At 42.1% G+C, this 18,760-nt stretch carries 17 protein-coding genes, 1 pseudogene and 1 other annotated feature; of the genes and pseudogenes, 10 read left to right on the top strand and 8 right to left on the bottom strand.

Going from position 1 to position 18,760, the window contains the following annotated elements; genetic code table 11:
- Window positions 1-27 precede the first annotated feature (27 nt).
- The 4 genes from M3152_RS00195 (at window position 28) to cdaS (ending at window position 3,032) form a co-directional block, all read left to right on the top strand.
- On the top strand, window positions 28-411 hold the full coding sequence (locus M3152_RS00195; RefSeq protein WP_251692951.1) for a RidA family protein: 384 nt from the start codon (window positions 28-30) through the stop codon (window positions 409-411).
- A gap of 243 nt (window positions 412-654) precedes the next feature.
- Complete coding sequence (locus M3152_RS00190; protein ID WP_251692949.1) at window positions 655-1,638, top strand: ring-cleaving dioxygenase; 984 nt, start codon at window positions 655-657, stop codon at window positions 1,636-1,638.
- A gap of 18 nt (window positions 1,639-1,656) precedes the next feature.
- Window positions 1,657-2,250, top strand: a complete 594-nt coding sequence (locus M3152_RS00185; protein WP_251692947.1) for an NADPH-dependent FMN reductase — start codon at window positions 1,657-1,659, stop codon at window positions 2,248-2,250.
- Window positions 2,251-2,414: 164 nt separating this feature from the next.
- The gene (cdaS, locus tag M3152_RS00180; protein ID WP_251692945.1) at window positions 2,415-3,032 is read left to right on the top strand and encodes a sporulation-specific diadenylate cyclase CdaS; all 618 of its coding nucleotides are present in this window, start codon (window positions 2,415-2,417) and stop codon (window positions 3,030-3,032) included.
- A gap of 127 nt (window positions 3,033-3,159) precedes the next feature.
- On the opposite strand, the gene brnQ is transcribed toward cdaS, so the two are convergent.
- The 6 genes from brnQ to M3152_RS00150 all read right to left on the bottom strand — a co-directional run bounded on the left by brnQ (window position 3,160) and on the right by M3152_RS00150 (window position 10,033).
- On the bottom strand, window positions 3,160-4,464 hold the full coding sequence (gene brnQ, locus M3152_RS00175) for a branched-chain amino acid transport system II carrier protein (protein WP_251692944.1): 1,305 nt from the start codon (window positions 4,462-4,464) through the stop codon (window positions 3,160-3,162).
- 12 nt (window positions 4,465-4,476) lie between these two features.
- Window positions 4,477-5,283, bottom strand: a complete 807-nt coding sequence (locus M3152_RS00170; RefSeq protein ID WP_251692942.1) for a YitT family protein — start codon at window positions 5,281-5,283, stop codon at window positions 4,477-4,479.
- Window positions 5,284-5,352: 69 nt separating this feature from the next.
- Window positions 5,353-5,604: a binding site (T-box leader), on the bottom strand.
- Window positions 5,605-5,678: 74 nt separating this feature from the next.
- Window positions 5,679-6,803 (bottom strand): ABC transporter ATP-binding protein, encoded by a 1,125-nt coding sequence (locus tag M3152_RS00165; RefSeq protein ID WP_251692940.1) that lies wholly within the window; start codon window positions 6,801-6,803, stop codon window positions 5,679-5,681.
- 38 nt (window positions 6,804-6,841) lie between these two features.
- Window positions 6,842-7,747, bottom strand: coding sequence for a carbohydrate ABC transporter permease (locus M3152_RS00160; protein ID WP_251692938.1), 906 nt, complete (start codon window positions 7,745-7,747; stop codon window positions 6,842-6,844).
- Window positions 7,747-8,652, bottom strand: a complete 906-nt coding sequence (locus tag M3152_RS00155; RefSeq protein WP_251692937.1) for a carbohydrate ABC transporter permease — start codon at window positions 8,650-8,652, stop codon at window positions 7,747-7,749. The genes M3152_RS00160 and M3152_RS00155 overlap by 1 nt, the downstream gene beginning before the upstream one ends.
- 73 nt (window positions 8,653-8,725) lie before the next feature.
- Window positions 8,726-10,033, bottom strand: coding sequence for an ABC transporter substrate-binding protein (locus tag M3152_RS00150; protein ID WP_251692934.1), 1,308 nt, complete (start codon window positions 10,031-10,033; stop codon window positions 8,726-8,728).
- 378 nt (window positions 10,034-10,411) lie between these two features.
- Here M3152_RS00150 and helD point away from each other — a divergent pair, with 378 nt between their 5' ends.
- From helD to M3152_RS18140, 4 genes and pseudogenes are all read left to right on the top strand, one after another.
- Window positions 10,412-12,751: an RNA polymerase recycling motor HelD gene (gene helD, locus M3152_RS00145; protein WP_251692932.1), complete on the top strand. Its 2,340-nt coding sequence runs from the start codon at window positions 10,412-10,414 to the stop codon at window positions 12,749-12,751.
- Between the two features lie 117 nt (window positions 12,752-12,868).
- Window positions 12,869-13,561 carry a hypothetical protein gene (locus M3152_RS00140; protein ID WP_251692930.1) on the top strand — a complete coding sequence of 231 codons (693 nt, stop codon included), beginning with the start codon at window positions 12,869-12,871 and terminating at the stop codon, window positions 13,559-13,561.
- A 118-nt stretch (window positions 13,562-13,679) separates the two neighbouring features.
- Complete coding sequence (locus M3152_RS00135; RefSeq protein WP_251692928.1) at window positions 13,680-14,213, top strand: hypothetical protein; 534 nt, start codon at window positions 13,680-13,682, stop codon at window positions 14,211-14,213.
- Between the two features lie 147 nt (window positions 14,214-14,360).
- A pseudogene (locus tag M3152_RS18140) lies at window positions 14,361-14,471 on the top strand (DMT family transporter); the annotation flags it as partial.
- 271 nt (window positions 14,472-14,742) lie between these two features.
- Here the strand turns inward: M3152_RS18140 and M3152_RS00130 are convergent.
- Window positions 14,743-15,225 (bottom strand): hypothetical protein, encoded by a 483-nt coding sequence (locus tag M3152_RS00130; protein ID WP_251692926.1) that lies wholly within the window; start codon window positions 15,223-15,225, stop codon window positions 14,743-14,745.
- Window positions 15,226-16,160: 935 nt separating this feature from the next.
- On the opposite strand from M3152_RS00130, the gene yiaA reads away from it, so the two are divergent.
- Entirely contained in the window at window positions 16,161-16,631 is a 471-nt protein-coding gene (gene yiaA / locus M3152_RS00125) for an inner membrane protein YiaA (RefSeq protein ID WP_251692924.1), read from the top strand.
- 63 nt (window positions 16,632-16,694) lie between these two features.
- On the opposite strand, the gene M3152_RS00120 is transcribed toward yiaA, so the two are convergent.
- Window positions 16,695-17,672, bottom strand: coding sequence for a DMT family transporter (locus M3152_RS00120; protein ID WP_251692922.1), 978 nt, complete (start codon window positions 17,670-17,672; stop codon window positions 16,695-16,697).
- Between the two features lie 139 nt (window positions 17,673-17,811).
- Here M3152_RS00120 and M3152_RS00115 point away from each other — a divergent pair, with 139 nt between their 5' ends.
- Window positions 17,812-18,690, top strand: a complete 879-nt coding sequence (locus M3152_RS00115; protein ID WP_251692920.1) for a LysR family transcriptional regulator — start codon at window positions 17,812-17,814, stop codon at window positions 18,688-18,690.
- Window positions 18,691-18,760: the final 70 nt, after the last annotated feature.

Here is an 18,760-nt window from a genome sequence, read left to right as displayed (position 1 = left end):
CAGCTCATAAATAGAGGAGGAATTATGATGGCAAGAAAGGCTTATGAAGTAAAGGGCTCAACAGCATCAGGTCCATATTCGGCTGCGGTGGACGCAGGTGATTTAGTTTATTTATCCGGGCAAACCGCAATGAACTCCGCTTCGGCAGAAAACATTTCAGGTGACATCAGCGCACAAACGGAGCTATGCTTCGATCATTTGTTTGAGGCATTGGAAGCAGCGAATCTCACTCCAGATGACATTGTAAAAGTGAATGTATATCTAACGGATATGAAGTATTTTTCCGCAATGAATGAGGTATATGCGACGAAGTTCTCCAAACCTTACCCTGCAAGGACATGTGTCGCAGTTCTAGCGTTGCCACTGGGCGCAGACGTAGAAATCGAAGCGATTGCAAAAAAACCTAACTAAACTGATGCAAAACAATATAGTAGGCGTCCGGAAAGCATGTGAAAACCACCTTTCCAGACGCCTCTTGTCATTCTTCGGTATGAATTTATTGACGGTGAGTTTTAAGCATGTTATTATTACCTTGAATTAAAGATAAATTTTCGAATAGCATTAAACGAACTAAAATACTGTTAGTGTATCCACTAACACATTTTTTTACTTATATATCTCGAATTCAAGATAAACATAAGGAGGAACTTGCATATGAACGAATTGAAAGGCATCCACCACGTAACAGCCATTACGAGCAGTGCGGAGAAGATTTATGATTTCTTCACGTATACATTAGGTTTACGCTTAGTTAAGAAAACAGTGAACCAAGACGACATTCAAACGTACCATCTGTTTTTTGCTGACGATGCAGGCAATCCAGGCACAGATATGACATTTTTTGATTTCCCCGGGATTCAAAAAGGAGTTCATGGAACAAATGAAATTTCCAAAACTTCCTTCCGTGTGCCGAGTGATGCTGCGCTAGCATATTGGGTAAAACGTTTTGATAAATTCAACGTGAAGCATTCAGGCATCCAGGAACAATTCGGTAAAAAGATCTTGCCGTTCGTGGATTTTGATGATCAGCACTACCAGCTCATTTCTGACGAGTTCAATGAAGGGGTTGAATCTGGAACCCCATGGCAAAAAGGACCGATTCCTTTGGAGTTTGCAATTACAGGACTCGGCCCTATCCATATCAGAACTTCCTTCTTTGATCACGTGAAAGAAATCTTGGAAAAAGTCTTCGTAATGAAGGAAATCGCACAAGAAGATGCATTCCATTTATTCGAAATGGGCGAGGGAGGCAACGGTGCTCAGGTAGTTATTGAATATAACACCGTACTCCCACAAGCGCGTCAAGGGTTCGGAACAGTCCACCATACTGCGTTCCGAGTAGATAACCGCGCAGACATAGAGGCATGGCAAAAACGCCTGCATGGCTTCCAACTCCCGAGCTCGGGCTATGTAGAACGCTATTATTTCGGCTCTTTGTATACAAGAATCACCCCTTCTATTTTGTTCGAATTGGCAACGGACGGTCCTGGATTCATGGGGGATGAGCCGTATGAAACGCTTGGCGAAAAACTATCATTGCCGCCGTTCTTTGAAGAAAAACGCGAAGAAATCGAAGGGCTTGTACGACCAATTGATACAGTCCGCAGTACAAAGAACTTTGAAAAAGAGTATTTGTGAGGAGGTGAACATAAAAGGATGGGACTTTTTAATAAACTATTCGGTTCTAAACAACAGGAGGAACAAACAATGACAAACTTAAATATCGGTATTATTTTAGGATCAACTCGTGATGGACGTGTGAGCCCTCAAGTAGGTGCTTGGGTAAAAGAATTGGCAGATCAACGCGGAGATGCTACTTATACAGTTATTGATATCGCAGATTATAAATTGCCGTTGCTAGGCGAGCCGGGAAGCGATGCTTCAGGCGCGGCTGCATGGTCAGAAATCGTTGGCAAACAAGATGGATTCGTATTCATCGTCCAAGAATACAACCACTCCATTACTGGAGCGCTTAAAAACGCGTTGGACTACCTTCGTGAAGAATGGAACAACAAAGCAGCCGGCATCGTATCATACGGTTCAGTGGGCGGCGCACGTGCTGCGGAACATTTACGCGGCATCCTAGGAGAACTATCCGTCGCGGACGTTCGTGTCCACCCAGCTCTATCTCTATTTACTGACTTTGAAAACGGAACGGAATTCAAACCAGCAGAAGTACAAGCCTCGTCCGTAAACCAAATGCTTGACCAAGTCATCCCTTGGGCAACTGCTTTGAAAACAATTCGATAATCTCTTTCTATTGATGGGGACTGATCAGAAAGTCGGCTATTTTCCACTTTCTGAATCAGTCCTCTTTCTATTCCCACTGCGCCGGGCAGATTGTTCATGATTAAAATTTCCCCATATGGACAAACTTTAGATACGATAGGTCGGAATGTGGGAGGTATACTTTCTTGGAAAGAATAAATTGTGATTTCTCACCGATGAAAGAAATCTTAATAGAGGATATTACTAATCTCATAACAGCATTACAGAATAACATGGAGGCAATCGTAGATGAGAATAACTGCCTCCTCAGCAATTTCGAAAAAACGAAAGAAGACTTTCTGTCCATTGAAATGAAAGCTGCCACCTTTTATTTGAATTGTTATCTGTCACCGTTTACAGACAAGTATCCAGAATTGTCAGTATGTGTACAAAACTTGTCGAGATTGAGACATGGTGGGTTAATTGTGATTGAACGGGAAGACTCCCTTGAATCTTTAGTAAAACCCGGCATTTCAATAGGAGCGGAGTTGACACATACCTTGCTTGAGTCCATCTTTTATCCAGGAAGTCCCCTTCATGATGGTGCTGTAATGGTGAATCAGAACCAAATCGTTTCTGCAACAAACGTCCTCCCTTTATCCGGGAGATTTACAAGTGATCAAAAACTCGGTACGCGGCATCGTGCCGCCTTGGGGTTAACCGAACAAAGTGATGCCCTCGTTCTTGTAGTATCTGAGGAGACGGGCAGAGTTTCGTTTGCTTTCAAAGGGGAACTTTATCCGATAATGACTCAAGTTATGTGATGATAGTAGCCCATTTATTCGCACATCAGGCGGTTTCAACTATACTAAAAACCCGCGCTTCCGTTTCCACGGGAGTGCGGGTCTTTTTCATTAAACTCAGGTCTGCATGGGACGGACAATTAGCATATTATTCTCGGACTTCTCCTCCATACTTATCAATCCCATAACCAACCACTGCAGCTACAAATGCCGGTACGATCCAGCCTAGCCCGTGCTCGAAGAACGGTACAACGTCTAGCAGCCATCCGGTTAAGGCTTCCCTCTTATAACCGATATTTGTCATTACCTCGTAAAATGCAAAGATTGCTGTCACAGATACCGAAAGTCGGTACATCATCTTCTCTCCGCCCGCAAAATGCTGGAACAAGGATAGAATCACTAACACAATGGAAATCGGGTAAATGAAAACCAATAATGGAACTGCTAAACTAAGAATCGTATTCAACCCTAAATTGGACACTAGCAAGCCGATTAACACAAAAATAGCGACATACGAACGGTAATGAATTTTCGGATAAATTTCGTTGAAGAATCTCGCACAAGCATTGATCAAGCCAACACATGTCGTCAAGCATGCCAGAGTTACAATTAATCCAAATAGAAGCCCGCCGCCACTGGCGAACAATAAGTCTGATGCGACTGTCAAAATTTCAGCACCATTTGCAAAGCCATTTTCGTTCGGTATAACCTTGCCGATCCACCCTAATGAAACATATACAACTGCTAGTCCGAGGCCAGCTATGATACCAGCCCATAATGTTCCTTTCACAAGCTCAGACTTGGATGCCGCGCCTTTATCCTTCAAAGCATTGATGACGACAATTCCAAACGCCAGCGCCGCCACAGCATCCATCGTGAAATATCCTTCCACGAATCCTTTGACAAATGGATTAGTCGCATAATTCTCCGCCGCAGGAGATGCGATATTTTCAAATTTCATGAAGGCACGGATTACGAGCAAAGCCAATACGAGCAATAAAATAGGAGTCAAAAGCTGTCCGATGCGATCGACGATTTTCTTAGGATTTAAGCTAATGAAATACGTCACTCCGAAGAACACCAATGAGAATATGAGAAGCGCGACCCAGCCATTGACGTCTACAATTTGTTTGACACCAAGCTCATAAGCAACATTTGAAGCTCTCGGTATCCCATAAAAAGCCCCGATCGACATATAGATGATAACTGCAAAAACCAAGCCGAACAGTCTATTCACCCGGCTCCCAATAGATACTAGTCCATTTTCAGACAATGCGATGGCCATGATTGCCATGAACGGTAGCAGTACACCGGTAATTAGAAATCCGGTAATCGCCGGGCCGAAATTATTCCCCGATTCCAATCCTAGAAGAGGTGGAAAGATAAGATTTCCCGCCCCAAAAAACAATGAAAAAAGCATGAGCCCTGAAAATAACACATTTTTTCTAGTCATCCGTAAACCCTCCTAATTCTTTGCGAAAACACCATCTACTTCAACAGTCTCAAATATATTTATAAACGCAGTCTCGTCATAATCACGTACAATCTTTTTCACTTGCAACATTTCATAACGTGTAACAACCGTCATTAAAATATGTTTCTTTTCTTGGGTGTAGCCACCATACCCTTCCGTGATTGTAATGCCTCGGTAGATGGATTTCAATAAATCTTCCCGGATTGCCTCACCCTTCGAAGTGACAATCTGCATCGTCAGTTTAATATGATTCGTGTGGATGCTATCAATCAGTTTGCCCGTCAAATAGATGGATAAAAGTGTGTATAAGGCAATATCCCAGTTTAATACGGCACCGGAAATAAGAACGATGACGCCGTTCATGCCCGTTAGAAGAAGGCCAATACTTATATTGCTCGTTCGGGAAAGAATGATTGCAATAATATCAAGCCCACCGGACGTTCCAGAGTATTTCAATATCAAGCCAACACCGATTCCACTTATGACCCCGCCAAAAATCGTCGATAACAAAATATTGTCTGTCACAGCAATGACTGGCAGCATGTATAAGAAAAATGAAAGTGACACTACACACACGAGCGTATTAAGCGTAATCAACCTTCCCAATTTAAAATATCCTAAAATGAGCAATGGCAGATTTAGCAAGAGATTCATTACACCGATATCAAATGGAGTAATCAACCCAATCAAAATAGCTATCCCACTAATTCCACTGCTCAGTATCCCATATGGGACGAGAAAAAAATTGAAAGCAAATGCTACAATTAACGAACCAGCGACGACAACTACATTTTTCATAACGATGAACCTCCCTAGTAATATGTGACTTAACTCTCGAGTTTTCCACATAAAAAAACTCGCCCCTAAATCAGGGACGAGTTTGTGCTCGCGATACCACCCATTTTCCGCAAGTTCCCCTATAGAAGAAACAGTGCGGCGCTCAGTCAACGTACGATCATACGTGTTCCATATAACGGTGGAAATCCGGTAAAGCTTACTGTTTTCAGCTTTACATCTCGGAGATGATTTTCGGATAAGATCTGTCCATCGACTTTCACCAAGCGTCGACTCTCTAGAGAACAGGGTTCTTCTCTTACTATTTCTCGTCACAGATTATTGTTATTACAATACAATCTAGCAGAGAGTGATTCGAAAAGTCAATATGCTTTAGTAACTTCGGAATTTTCTGCCCACTAACCAACTAGCACAGCTGATTTTTCAGGACGAATTCTGACACCGGTTTCCTTATCAAAAAAGTGGGCGCAATCCATATTGAACGTCAAATAGACGTCTTCACCAGCAGTCACATTCGTTCGCGACTCGACTTCAGCAATCATTTCTTGGGTGCCGAGCATCGAATAAAGGAGTGTATCAGCCCCAGTGAGCTCAGAAACGATGATTTTAGACAGGATTGAGTTCGTCAATTCCGCCTCTTCCTCGCCTGTCAACAGATGGATATGCTCCGGCCGAATTCCCAACGTCAGTTCTTTGCCGGCATAACCTTGCTCCCGCAAGTACGCCATCTTCTCTTCGGGTATAGTAATATATACATCATCCGCTACGAATTGGCTATCCACAATCCTTCCATCAAAAAAGTTCATGGAAGGCGAGCCGATGAAGCCGCCAACAAACGTGTTTTCCGGGTTATCGTATACGTCTTTGGGCGTTCCAATCTGTTGGATGACACCATCCTTCATGATGATGATTCGGCTCGCCATTGTCATTGCTTCCGTCTGATCATGTGTGACATAAATCGAAGTCGTTTTCAGCCGCTGATGTAGCTTAGCGATTTCAGCGCGCATTTGGAAACGCAGCTTCGCATCAAGGTTTGAAAGCGGTTCATCCATAAGAAACAGTTTGGCGTCCCTGACAATTGATCGTCCAAGTGCGACACGTTGCCTTTGCCCGCCCGACAGCGCCTTCGGTTTCCGATGAAGAAGATCCTCAAGTCCTAATAGTTCAGCCGCCTCTTCTACACGCTTCTTTATTTTGTCCTTTTGGAACTTCCTAATCTTCAACCCGAAAGCCATATTATCAAAGACCGTCATATGCGGGTAGAGAGCATAGTTTTGGAAGACCATCGCGATATCCCGGTTTTTCGGCGGGACATCATTCATCAGCTTCCCGTCGATGTAAAATTCACCGGATGAAATTTCCTCCAAGCCTGCAATCATCCGCAGAACGGTCGATTTCCCACATCCAGAAGGTCCGACGAGAACGATGAATTCACCGTCTTCCACGGTCAGATTAAAATCGGAGACGGCAGTCACCTTTTTATCGAAATGCTTATATACGTTTTTTAACACAATTTTTGACATTCGGATACCCTCTTTCGTTAATGATCACAGGCTACTCGTCACTTCCCTCCAGACTGCAAGTTAATGCCTTGGATGAAGTACTTCTGGAAGAAGAAAAACAGAATGATGACAGGTAGGAGTACGAGGAGCGACCCCGCCATTAGATAGTTCCATTGTGTATTCATTTCTCCTTTGAACACTTGCAGTCCGAGCTGGAGCGTATAAAGGCTCTCATCGTTCAAATAAAGGAGCGGCCCTAAAAAGTCGTTCCATGCGCCATTGAAGGAAAAGATCGCTACGGTCGCAAGCGCCGGCTTCGTAAGCGGAAGACCAATCGTCCACCAAATGCGGAAATGGCTCGCCCCTTCTATTTTGGCCGCTTCGATCAGCTCGTTCGGAATCGTCATGTAAAACTGCCGGAGAAGGAAGATGAAAAATGCACTTCCGAAAAAGGCTGGAACAACAAGCGGATAATACGTATTGATCCATTGCAGTTTTGAGAATAGGACATATTGCGGAATGAGCGTTACAAATCCCGGAATCATCATCGTCGATAGGACAACGGCAAATAGGATGCCCCTCCCCTTAAATGGCACTTTAGCAAAGCCATATGCGATGAATGAGTTTACGAGGACGCTCCCGATCACGACAAGCATCGTTATCGTAATTGTATTGATCGCATAGGTATCGAATGGAGCTGCCTTCCATGTTTTGATATAGTTGCCCCAATTCCACTCATGAGGGTAAAACGTTGGCGGATACGTCATCACTTCCGCCATCGATTTAAGGGAAGTTGAAATCATCCACCAGATCGGTGACAGGATGAGGAGGCTTCCGGCTGCGAGCAGTATGAAATTAATGAGCGAAAGGAGCTTTCTTTTTGTATGTATATTGTCAAAATAAGCGGGTGCTGAAGCCGACCGCCTCGCATCCCTCTTTTTTGCTGCCACTTCAACTTCCTCCATCATCTCTCCTCCCCTTCGTAATGAACCCAGCGCGGTGCAAGCTTCAAGTTGATGATTGTAATTATGAAAACGATGATAAAGAGAATCCAAGACATCGCCATCGCATAGCCCATATCGAACGATTCGAACGCTTTTTTCCACATGTATAAGTTATAGAACAGCATGGAATTCACCGGTCCGCCCTCACCATTCGACATAACATATGCCTCCTGGAAAATTTGGAAGCCGCCGATTAAGCTCGTGACAATATCAAAAAAAATGACTGGCGTAATCATCGGGATTGTAATAAACCGGAATTGCTGCCAGCTGCTCGCGCCATCAATTTTCGCCGCTTCATATAATGATTTCGATACCCCTTGCATGCTCGCAAGGTAGAGAAGCATTCCTCCTCCAACACTCCACATCTTCATGAAAATAAGTGCCGGCTTCGTCCAATCGGGATCAAACAGCCAATTTGGACCCGGAATACCGAACCATCCGAGGGCGGTGTTCACCAAACCAGTTCCCGGATCGAGCAACTGCATCCAGAGAAGGTAAACCCCTACCCCTGAGAGTACTGCCGGTAAATAGTAGATCGTCCTGAAGAACCGGATGCCCGGTACGTCTTGGTTGAGCAAGGCCGATAAAAAGATCGCCCCGGCTGTCGTGAGCGGGATGGAAAACAGCACGTAATAGAGGGTGTTATATAAGGATGTCCAAAATAGATTATCGGCAGTGAACAGATTTTCGTAGTTTTCAAATCCGACGAAATCCATCTGGGATGTAATATTGTAGTTCGTGAAACTCGCCGCAAACGAAAAGATGAGCGGTCCCGCCGTGAAGGCGATAAATCCGACTATCCAAGGAAGTATGAAAACATATCCTTGCAGCCCTTCCATCCGTTTATAATTTAATTTCTTCCGCAATCAATTCCCCTCCCTGTGAAGTCTTTACGTAGTAAAAACGAGGAGAGCTTCTTTGCTCTCCTCATGCTTCCGTTCACTTGCTTTTCTCTATCAGTTTTTCAAGGGATTGCTGTGCGTCCTTCAACCCCTGTTCAATAGATTTCTTTCCAAGGAGAATCGAATCCAATTCGGGATTGACTAAATTCATGAAATCCGGCGCGTTCACAGGCACAGGCGTCAGGAGCGTATTTTCCATATTATCGATTGCCATTTGGTAAACAACTTTGTCCCTGTCCGGCATTTCACTGTTTTTAGCCGCATTTTCAGCAGCTTCGATATTCGCAACGTTGTCGAAGTTTTTCACAGCCCAGTATTCCTGCGCTTCTGCATCCGTCAAATGCTTGATGAATTCCCATGCTTCTTCCGGATGCTTAGAACCTTGCGGAATCTCAGCGACGAAACCGCCGCCCCAACTTGTATTGCCGCTTCCCGGCTCACGTTCAGGCAACATCGCTACACCAAAATCGAGGTCCGGCGCATAATCGCGGATCTGCGTGTAAAATGTCGGTGTATTCACATACATCGCAAGTTTGCCGTTAAAGAACGGGTTCCCTTGCTGGCTGTCGATTTGCGACTTATAGGAATTGATCGTATTGGCCCCGTACTTCTCATGCCAATCCAATACCCATTCAAGCGTTTCCCGGTTCGCTTCCGTATCGATAATCGGGGCACCGTCTTCATCGAAGAAGTTTTTTCCGTCTGAGTTCAGCATCCACACATCCGAGTTCACTCCCCAGAGTGGATAAAACCCGATCCGATCATATGTATCTCCGTTCTTAACATCCAGTTTTTCCGCATACTCCCAAAGCTCTTCCCAAGTAGCAGGTGGCTTTTCCGGGTCTAATCCAGCCTCTTTGAAAGCTGTTTTATTGTAAAATAGAATTCTTGTATCTGTATTGAAGGGAATGCCATATGAATCTCCTTCGTAAAGAGTTGCATTCCAAAGTTCTTCATAGAATCGATCCGAAATATCGTCTTTTTCAAGGAACTGCGATAGGTTCATCGCTTGATTCTTCTGGCCGCGGAGCGCTGTTGCATTGATGTCGTTAATGACGACATCAGGCGGGTTCTTGGCCGCGATTGCTGCCAGCTCCTTCGTCCATATGTCTCCCCATGGAACAAATGTATGCTTCACTTCAATCTTATCCTGAGATTCATTGAAATCCGCTACGATCTTATCGATGACCGGGCGCCTGATCTCAGAGCCCCAGAAGCTCCAAAAATCGATAACAACTTTATCCCCGCTGTCCGCGCTCTTACTGTCTCCGGTCTTGAAGCCGGCACATCCTGACAGGATCAGCAACATAACAAAGAACAACGGCATAAGTTTTTTCCTGAACACTTCCTCATCTCCTCCTCAATTTGAAGCACTTCTTACTAAAATTTACTTACCTACCTATCTACTTACCCAGTTAGCCTTTCAATAAACCTATTACTATAAAAAAATCGAAAATTCACGCTTACTATTAGTAGTCTGCCTGATATGATGATTCAAACTTCACAACAAAAAACCCCTTCCCGAAGTTGCTCGAGAAGAGGTTGTAGTAATCAATAATTATAGAATTAGGTTCGCCCATTGAACAGAACGAAATTTTATGGTAAGTTTATAAAGATAGTCCTCATTTTAATTAATATGAATATATTATCCCTACTTTAAGTATACCTCATAACCTATTTATCGGTCAACCCTTTTACTCATTTTCTTAAAGGAGTGTTTGCAATGGAGTCAAATTTTCAACGGGAGCAGCAAAGAGTGGACGAAGTTATGAAAGTCATTACGGGACGGATTCGCCAATTGGAGGAGGACACGTCACGTCAACGGAATGAGGTTGTACAGATCCGAAAGCATTTCTGGGATGAAGTCAAAGTCAATTTGGATACGTTTGACGATTACCTAGAAACAATTATCGGATTACGACAAGAAGCGCAAGCACTGGCTGTCAGCCAAACGACTCATCGTCATGCTTCCAAACGATTGGCGACGTTGCATCGGATGAGCGAAGCTCCTTACTTTGGCCGAATTGATTTCATTGAAGAAGGCGAGACAACTGAAGAACAAGTCTATATTGGAATTGCCACGTTATCTGATGATAGTGGTGAAGACTTCCTTATCTACGACTGGCGGGCACCGATTTCTAGTGTCTACTATGATTATCAGCCAGGCGACGCTTCATATGTAACCCCCGGCGGCGTAATCCAAGGCAGATTGGAGAAAAAGTGGCAATATCTTATTCGCGGCGGAGTTCTGCAATCGATGTTTGACACGAGTCTCACAATTGGAGACGAGGTACTGCAGCAAGTGCTAGGCAAAGGCACTAACAAACATATGCACAGCATCGTTGCTACGATTCAACAAGAGCAAAACAGGATCATCCGGCATGATCACCGAAAGCTTCTTATCGTTCATGGACCTGCCGGCAGCGGTAAGACATCAGCCGCCTTGCAACGGATCGCTTATTTGCTCTACAAATACCGTGACAGTCTGAATGCCGACCAGATCATTCTATTTTCACCGAACACATTGTTCAACAGCTACGTGTCCAATGTACTGCCCGAGCTCGGTGAAGAGAATATGCAACAAGTGACCTTTCAGGAATATGTAAATCATCGGTTAAGCAAGAATTATCAAGTTGAAAATCCTTATGTTCAATTAGAATACGTTCTAACTGCAACGGATTCTCCTTCCTATCAGTCAAGGGTAGCAAGCATCCGATTCAAGGCTTCACCCCTCTTCTTCGAAGCGATTGAAGCCTATAGAGAATCATTAGAGGGTTCCGGCATACTATTCAAAGACTTACTCTTACGAGGAAAAACGATTGTATCCGGGGAGCAAATTGCCGAACGGTTTTACCGGAAAGATACTTCCCTCCGCTTCCATAATCGGCTTGAAAAGCTGAAGGATTGGCTGCTGAACAAACTAAAAGAAGCACAAAAAGTTGAACAGCATGAATCTTGGGTGCAGGAGAGAATCGAACTGCTTAGCGATGAGGAATATAACAAAGCACATGCGTACTTAGCAAAAAAGCGCGGGTTTAAAAGAGACTCCATCGCCGATTATGAGATGGACACCAAAGAACTGTCCCAATTGATTGTACAGCAGAGATTAAAGCCTTTACGGAAACAGGTTCGGGAATTTGAATTCATCGATATGAAGGGCATCTATAAGCAGCTATTCGCCGATCCTCTGGCAATAAAACAATGGATGAACGGGGACACACCTACGGAATGGCCAGCCATCTGCCAAGCTACCCTAACTATGTTGGATGAAGATCAATTGTATTACGAAGATGCTACGCCATTTTTATTATTGAATGAGCTTATCAAGGGCTTTCAGGCGAATCGTACAATTAAACATATCGTCGTTGACGAAGCGCAAGATTATTCACCTTTTCAATTCGAGTTTTTGAGGCGATTGTTTCCATCAGCAAAGATGACGGTGTTAGGTGATTTTAATCAGGCGATATTCGCCCATGCAAGTGATACTTCTGATTTCAATATACTTACAAATATATTTGGTTCCGATGAAACGGAAGTGATCAATATGGCAAGAAGCTACCGATCTACAAAGCCGATCATTGAGTTCACACGGAAATTAGTGCCAAATGGAGATCAGATCGTCCCCTTCGAACGCGAAGGCGACAAGCCAGTTCTGAAGCAAGTGGATAATCATGTAGAGCTGCACCGCAGCATCGTTTCCAAAGTCGCTGATTACCAAGACGCCGGCTATAACACCATTGCAATCATAGGCAAATCAGCCGAGGAAAGCAGAAGTGCATTTGAAGCCTTATCGGCAATTGATGACATCAAGCTGTTAAAGATCGGTTCAATGGAATATGAGCAAGGTGTTATTGTCGTACCAGCATATTTGGCTAAAGGCATCGAATTCGACGCGGTCATCATTTATGATGCATCGGAGCATGTTTACGGCGACGAGAGCCTTCGCAGGATTTTCTATACCGCATGCACAAGGGCGATGCATGATTTGCAATTGTATAGCGTTGGAGAGCCGACCCCGCTGTTAGAAACCGTTCCACGGGATTGTTTCATCTTAGCTAAATAGGAACTTCAAAATTGTGAAGTTCTTCGGGAACTCCGGATATAAAACTGGCGTCCTTTTGTAGACGTAGTTTAAATATTTTTGATATTCTATATATAAATTCAGAGGAGGGGAAATTACATGAAATCCAAATTATTAATAGGTTCGATTGTTCTTGTGACTGGTATTTCAATCACGGTGGTATGTATATACACGGGTATGAAGAACGTAAGCGCCGACAACGAAATAGAGAACATAAAAATGGAGCACGCAAAAGCTGACAACGATATAGAGAACATAAAGGTTGTAGAAGAAACAAAGGAATCGACCGAACCCCTAACTAAAGCCTACGACAAGGAAGAAATCGGCATGTGGATTTCTGAAATAAATGCAATCCTTTCCGCACCGTTGGATGATCCTCGTTTGATAGAAGCGAACTACGACGAAGGGTTCGAATATTACTTGAAAGCACAACAAGTCAAGGACTTGTACCCAAATACAGAAGATTTAAGTGGCACTGAATTTGGAATTGAATATGATAATTTGACCATGTTTGCGAATTGGATATTGCATGAACAATTTGTTCGCACGGCTCATTTAGACTCGTACGGGCGAGCAAAGGAAGATACATCTCTTTCCGACAAATGGAAACCGGTCCATCATAATATGAGACAATCGTTCGAATACTTGAAGCAGCTAGCGAATGACCTTGACGTTGCGCTTAATCATGACGGGCAAGGCGAAACATTTGGCGTGACCCATCTATTGAAAGGCGACAAGGTTTCCGAAATGGAAGCCTTTGGCACAGGGAAATCGAGTAGGATGGATGATTGATTAACTCCCGACTTCTTCTCGCACCATGGAATCCTTGGAAACTCCGATGGAAGTACCCCTTATTTCAACTTATTGCAGTCGAGCCTACGGGTGCTTTTTATTATGGTAGAGTGACAAAATGAAAAAAATGATATATATCGCTTCCTTAACCTTATCCTCCATCGTTCTATTGTTTCTTATGATGAAGTTTTTTGGATTTGCTATTGTAGTCAATAGAACAATTATTGATAAATGGATGGCATTGATTGCCCTCTTTTCTTTACCTACTTCTATTCACATGTTAATAAATAAAGAAAACTTAAATATGTTGAATGTACGCACAATTCTTGTAGCAATCATCGTACTCATGTGGTGTAACTGGTCATTTCGCGTACAGCCTATTTATACAGCTTATGTCGAAAGTAATAATATTCTTGCAAAACCGTACTTAATCTCTGAAAAGAAGAATTCAAAAACACCACTAATTGAAGATGTTATTTATACTAAGTACACTATATATAAATCCATTACCCCCGTTCTCTTTAAAAAAGACTCAAAAGTCGTTGAGGAACGTGGCATAATAATGTTCAAGGAAAATATAGTAAAAACGGTTGAAATAGATGGAAAAATCTATATTAAAACTGACAATAGTCGTTTATTGCCGATTAAATAGCAGAGGACGCAAGTTATAAATTTTGCAGGTAGCGGGTGTCCTAGGTTTCCACTAAACCCAGTAGACAACCACCTTATAAAACTGTAACTTACTCCCGCAATCTTAGAAACCTCAATACAGATTGCCCGCGGACCATACACACTAAATTTTGGCAATTTAGAGCCTTTAGCCGCGGTGATGACTACAGTCTTTTGATTACAAGAGCCATTTGTATTTTTTCAATGGATCGACACCGCCTGTATCATCGGCATGATTTGATTGCTAGCGGTAAATAAAAAAACACCATAATACAGAAAAGGGTTGCCCAGAAAGTAAGTTTTCACTGACTTTCTGGACACCCCTTTTGTTATGCTTCCGTTTCTTGTAATGTACCTTTAAATCTCGTATACGGTTCCTTTTTCTTACTACGAAATCTAAGGTACATACTATATAAAAGCAGCGATATGATAATGAAAATGGTAATCATAGGCCGCGATGCTTGCACCTTGGAATACTTGAATGAAAGAAGGGGCTATCCTGCTCCTAGATATTACGGAAGTTTCTTATAAGGGTATTCAACAGTCTGTCCTTGCTTTAATATAATTAATGGATGTTCAATAGACAGCTGTCGTAGATTTGCATCCGAAGGCAGAAACAGAACAAACAGTTTATCACTTTCTACATTTTTCTCTAATTTCAAATCTGATACCTGATAGACTATCTTCTTCACTTCATTATTTTGCACAGCTCCAACTATAATATCCATTTCACCCATATTGAAAACAGTATAATCAAAATATACGTCTTGATTAGTTCGATATATTTGTGACGCAGTGGTTTTGGTTTTCTTGTTAAAAATAAAACCTTCTCTGAGGACGGGTTGATAGTTATTCCCATCAACATAAATTTCAATACTAGCATCACCTAATACATACTTCTCAAAAGGTTCCTTATTGGATTTGGAGCTTAATAGGAGGATGGGCAATCCAATTGATATTAAAACCAAAATCACTACAGTTTTCCAATTCCTCATTCGGCAACCACCTTATTAATTGGCTCTTATACACCTACTGCTAGATGGACCAGCTACTTCATACGGCATACCAAGTGATCCCACAAAGATTATTGATGATGATAGACTATATCCGTAGCAAGAGCCAGTACCCCCGCCCATCATACGGAAATAAAAGTCCGCTGCTACTTCATCAGAGCTATTTGAATCGCCTGCCCAGTATCCGTTGGAAGAGTTTATGTCAACGGATACATGACTTGGTGCGGAATTATTACCAATTGAATATAAAATTCTTTTAGCGCTGTATCCAACATTTATAATCTTATATGAATAGCCAACCCCGATTTAAATTCTTCCTTTTTTCCCTCTCGGATAATTACCATGGCTATCGTTTATACAACTTCAATCGCTAAAACTTTTTTTAACCTATGTTTTAACATATTTGTCTTGCATCTTAAGTTTAGCAAACAATTAAATAAATTGAAATTGGGAAAATAATATTGCATTCGAGGTGGTTCTTTGGGTTAGTTATAGATAACTCACTCTATATTTTACCTATTTATGTAAGTAATATAATTACTTTAACCTAAACTAAATAAGTATTTCTTGAATGATATTGGGCAAATTCCTATGAGACAAATAGCCAATAGCTTTCCAATAACTTTTAAATAATTGGAAACCACTTGATTACACTAACGCTTTAAACTATTTGTCAATATACACTGAATCTAACTAAAGATATCTTGTATCCCGATATAACTACTCTACTTTTTTCACTATATGAAACTTATTACATATCTCTCCTTGTGTCTTTCCTATCGACCTAATAAAAAGCTTACGTTATTTACCCCCAAAGAATGAACAGAGTATTAGCGAAAACACCGATACTTGGAAAAATATGTTGCCGATTTAACCCCCTTTGGATATGATACTCGTAAAGGGATGGTGAATTTTCAATGAAGAATGAAATTGAAGATTTATTTGACAGGGATAAACCACATGAATCGAAAATGAAAGTGGAAAGAAAAGACGGAGAACCAACCGCAGCTTTCAAAGGGGCTTCTTGGGCAGCTCTGTTAATTGGAGGCTCGGCTTATCTGATAGGCTTGTTCAATGCAGGAATGGAGCTGAATGAAAAAGGGTATTATTTTGCAATATTGATATTCGGACTCTATTCGTCTGTGTCTTTACAAAAAGCCGTAAGGGATAAAGACGAAGGAATTCCCGTTACGAATATTTACTACGGCATCAGTTGGCTTGCACTAGTTATATCGATTTCATTAATGGGCATTGGTCTATACAATGCAGGCAGTATTGTCTTAAGTGAAAAAGGGTTTTATGCCATGGCTTTCGTTCTGAGTATATTTGCGGCTATCACAGTCCAGAAAAATGTCAGAGATACGCAAAAAGCTAGAGGGTTAGAGTAAAGATGAATTTTAGGGGCTGTCCAGAAATTCAGTGAAAACTGATTTTCTGAGACAGCCCCTTTGTTATGCTTCCGTTTCCTGCAATCTGCCTCTGAAATCTTCTTTCGATTCCCTTTTCTTCTGCTGTAACCGAAGAAAAATATTGTTTAACAGTAAGGATATAATAATGAAAACGGTACCGATATAATCATAAGCTGTGACACTTGCGCCTTGAAAAATTTGAATGACTAACGTTGTGACGGGTACAAAGTTAAGAAATAACAACCCATTCAACGGTGTGATAACACTCACGCCGTAGTTCCACCCGACCAGTGCAATAACACCTGGGAAGATTACCATAAAAGCGATATGAGGGCTCGTAATGGTCAACGTTTCGACGGTTGGAACCGAGACATATCCCGTAAGCGTCACTCCAATTACGACAACAGCCGCAGTAGCCGTTCCGAGCAAACAGCTTAATGCGGAATAACGCAATGCAGACCAGCCATCGTTACTGAATCGAGTTCCACCAATTGTGTACACAACCCACCCAACGACTGCGATAAAGATCAATAAAGATGGAATGATGGCATTAGATGCTGTAAAAAAGGCACCTATATCACCTTTTGTTACCACTAGCGATGCACCGACGAAGCCAATAACCACGCAAAACATCGTGAATGCATGAGGCCGTTGTTTTATAAACACCCAAGCAATAATGATAGATATCATCGGCATTAATGATTCCATAATAGAGGCAATCATTGTACCTGGGTTGCCTAATAGATCCTGTCCCCAGAAAATGAGTAAATTATAAACCGCAAAGGCCATTGTTCCGAAAAACCAGAGGAGCAGTCCCTTCCCTTCAAAGCGAAAAGCTTGCTTCCCTTCCTTCCATAACAACCAGACAACTAAAATGATCGTTACAAAACCATAACGTAAAAGTGTAAAATAAAATGGGTCTATATGGTGAAACGCATGATTCGCTACTGGAAACATTGCTCCCCAGGATATTGCGGATATCAAGCATAAAATAGCAGCCCATACTACGGTGTTCTTCATGATGATCTATCTCCTCTGCTTACTATCTCCGTATAACATTAAACCACAGGTTCGATATCTCTTAAAATGAACATTAATGATGTCCTCTATCTCAATTAGTGATATCATGGAAAAAGTGTCAGCTGAAAGGAGTGATCATATGGAATTTAAAGACTTAGAGATTTTTCAAATGGTTGCACAAAAAGGTACGATTACCGAAGCTGCAAAAGAATTAAGTTACGTCCAATCCAATATCACCTCAAGAATTAAGAAGCTTGAGAATGAAATGAATACAGCTCTATTTAACCGCCATAGCCGCGGAATGACGCTAACACCTGAAGGAAAAAAACTACTTGTCTACTCCGAGAAAATTCTAGCTCTAACAAATGAAATGAAAAAAGTCGTTCAAAGCAAAACTGAACCAGCAGGCAAACTTGAAATTGGAACTGTCGAAACCGTTATGAAATTGCCGGTTATATTAGCTTCCTATAATAAAAAATATAAAAACGTAGACTTATCACTGCTGACAGGTGTTACAAATCAACTCCAAAACGATGTCTTACATCACCGGTTGGACGGTGCTTTCGTGACAGAAATCGATCACCATCCTGAATTAGTTTCCCATGACGTTTTTCAAGAGGAGCTTGTCCTGATCTCAGATAAGACGAAGACTTCACTTGAACAACTTATAGGGGAGCCGATCCTTTGCTTTAGCGAAGGATGCGGTTACCGGGCAAGACTGGCAAATTGGTATAAAGATCAGAACATAACACCACAAAAACTGATGGAGTTCGGGACGTTGGAAACGATTTTGGGAAGTGTTACGATGGGGCTTGGCATTACGTTCGTCCCCAAATCAGCCGTTGCCCATTTGGAAGAAAGAGGACTCGTCCACTGTCACTACTTGCCCGAGAAATATAGTAAAGTCAATACAGTGTTTATACGTAGAAAAGACGCCTATTTAACCTCTACACTCGAAAAGTTTATCGAAACGTTCGAACAGGTCGATGGGGAAATGGCTTACCCGCTAGCGAAGTAAAAAGCCCTCGTAAAATATAGAAAAAGCCTAATTTCTCTGTTGTTTCCAGAAGAGAGATTAGGCTTTTTTC

Origin of the sequence: Sporosarcina luteola, from assembly GCF_023715245.1 — a bacterium.
GTDB lineage: Bacteria > Bacillota > Bacilli > Bacillales_A > Planococcaceae > Sporosarcina > Sporosarcina luteola_C.
Note: the sequence above shows the minus strand (reverse complement) of the source record. Positions and strands in the feature narration are given on the sequence as shown.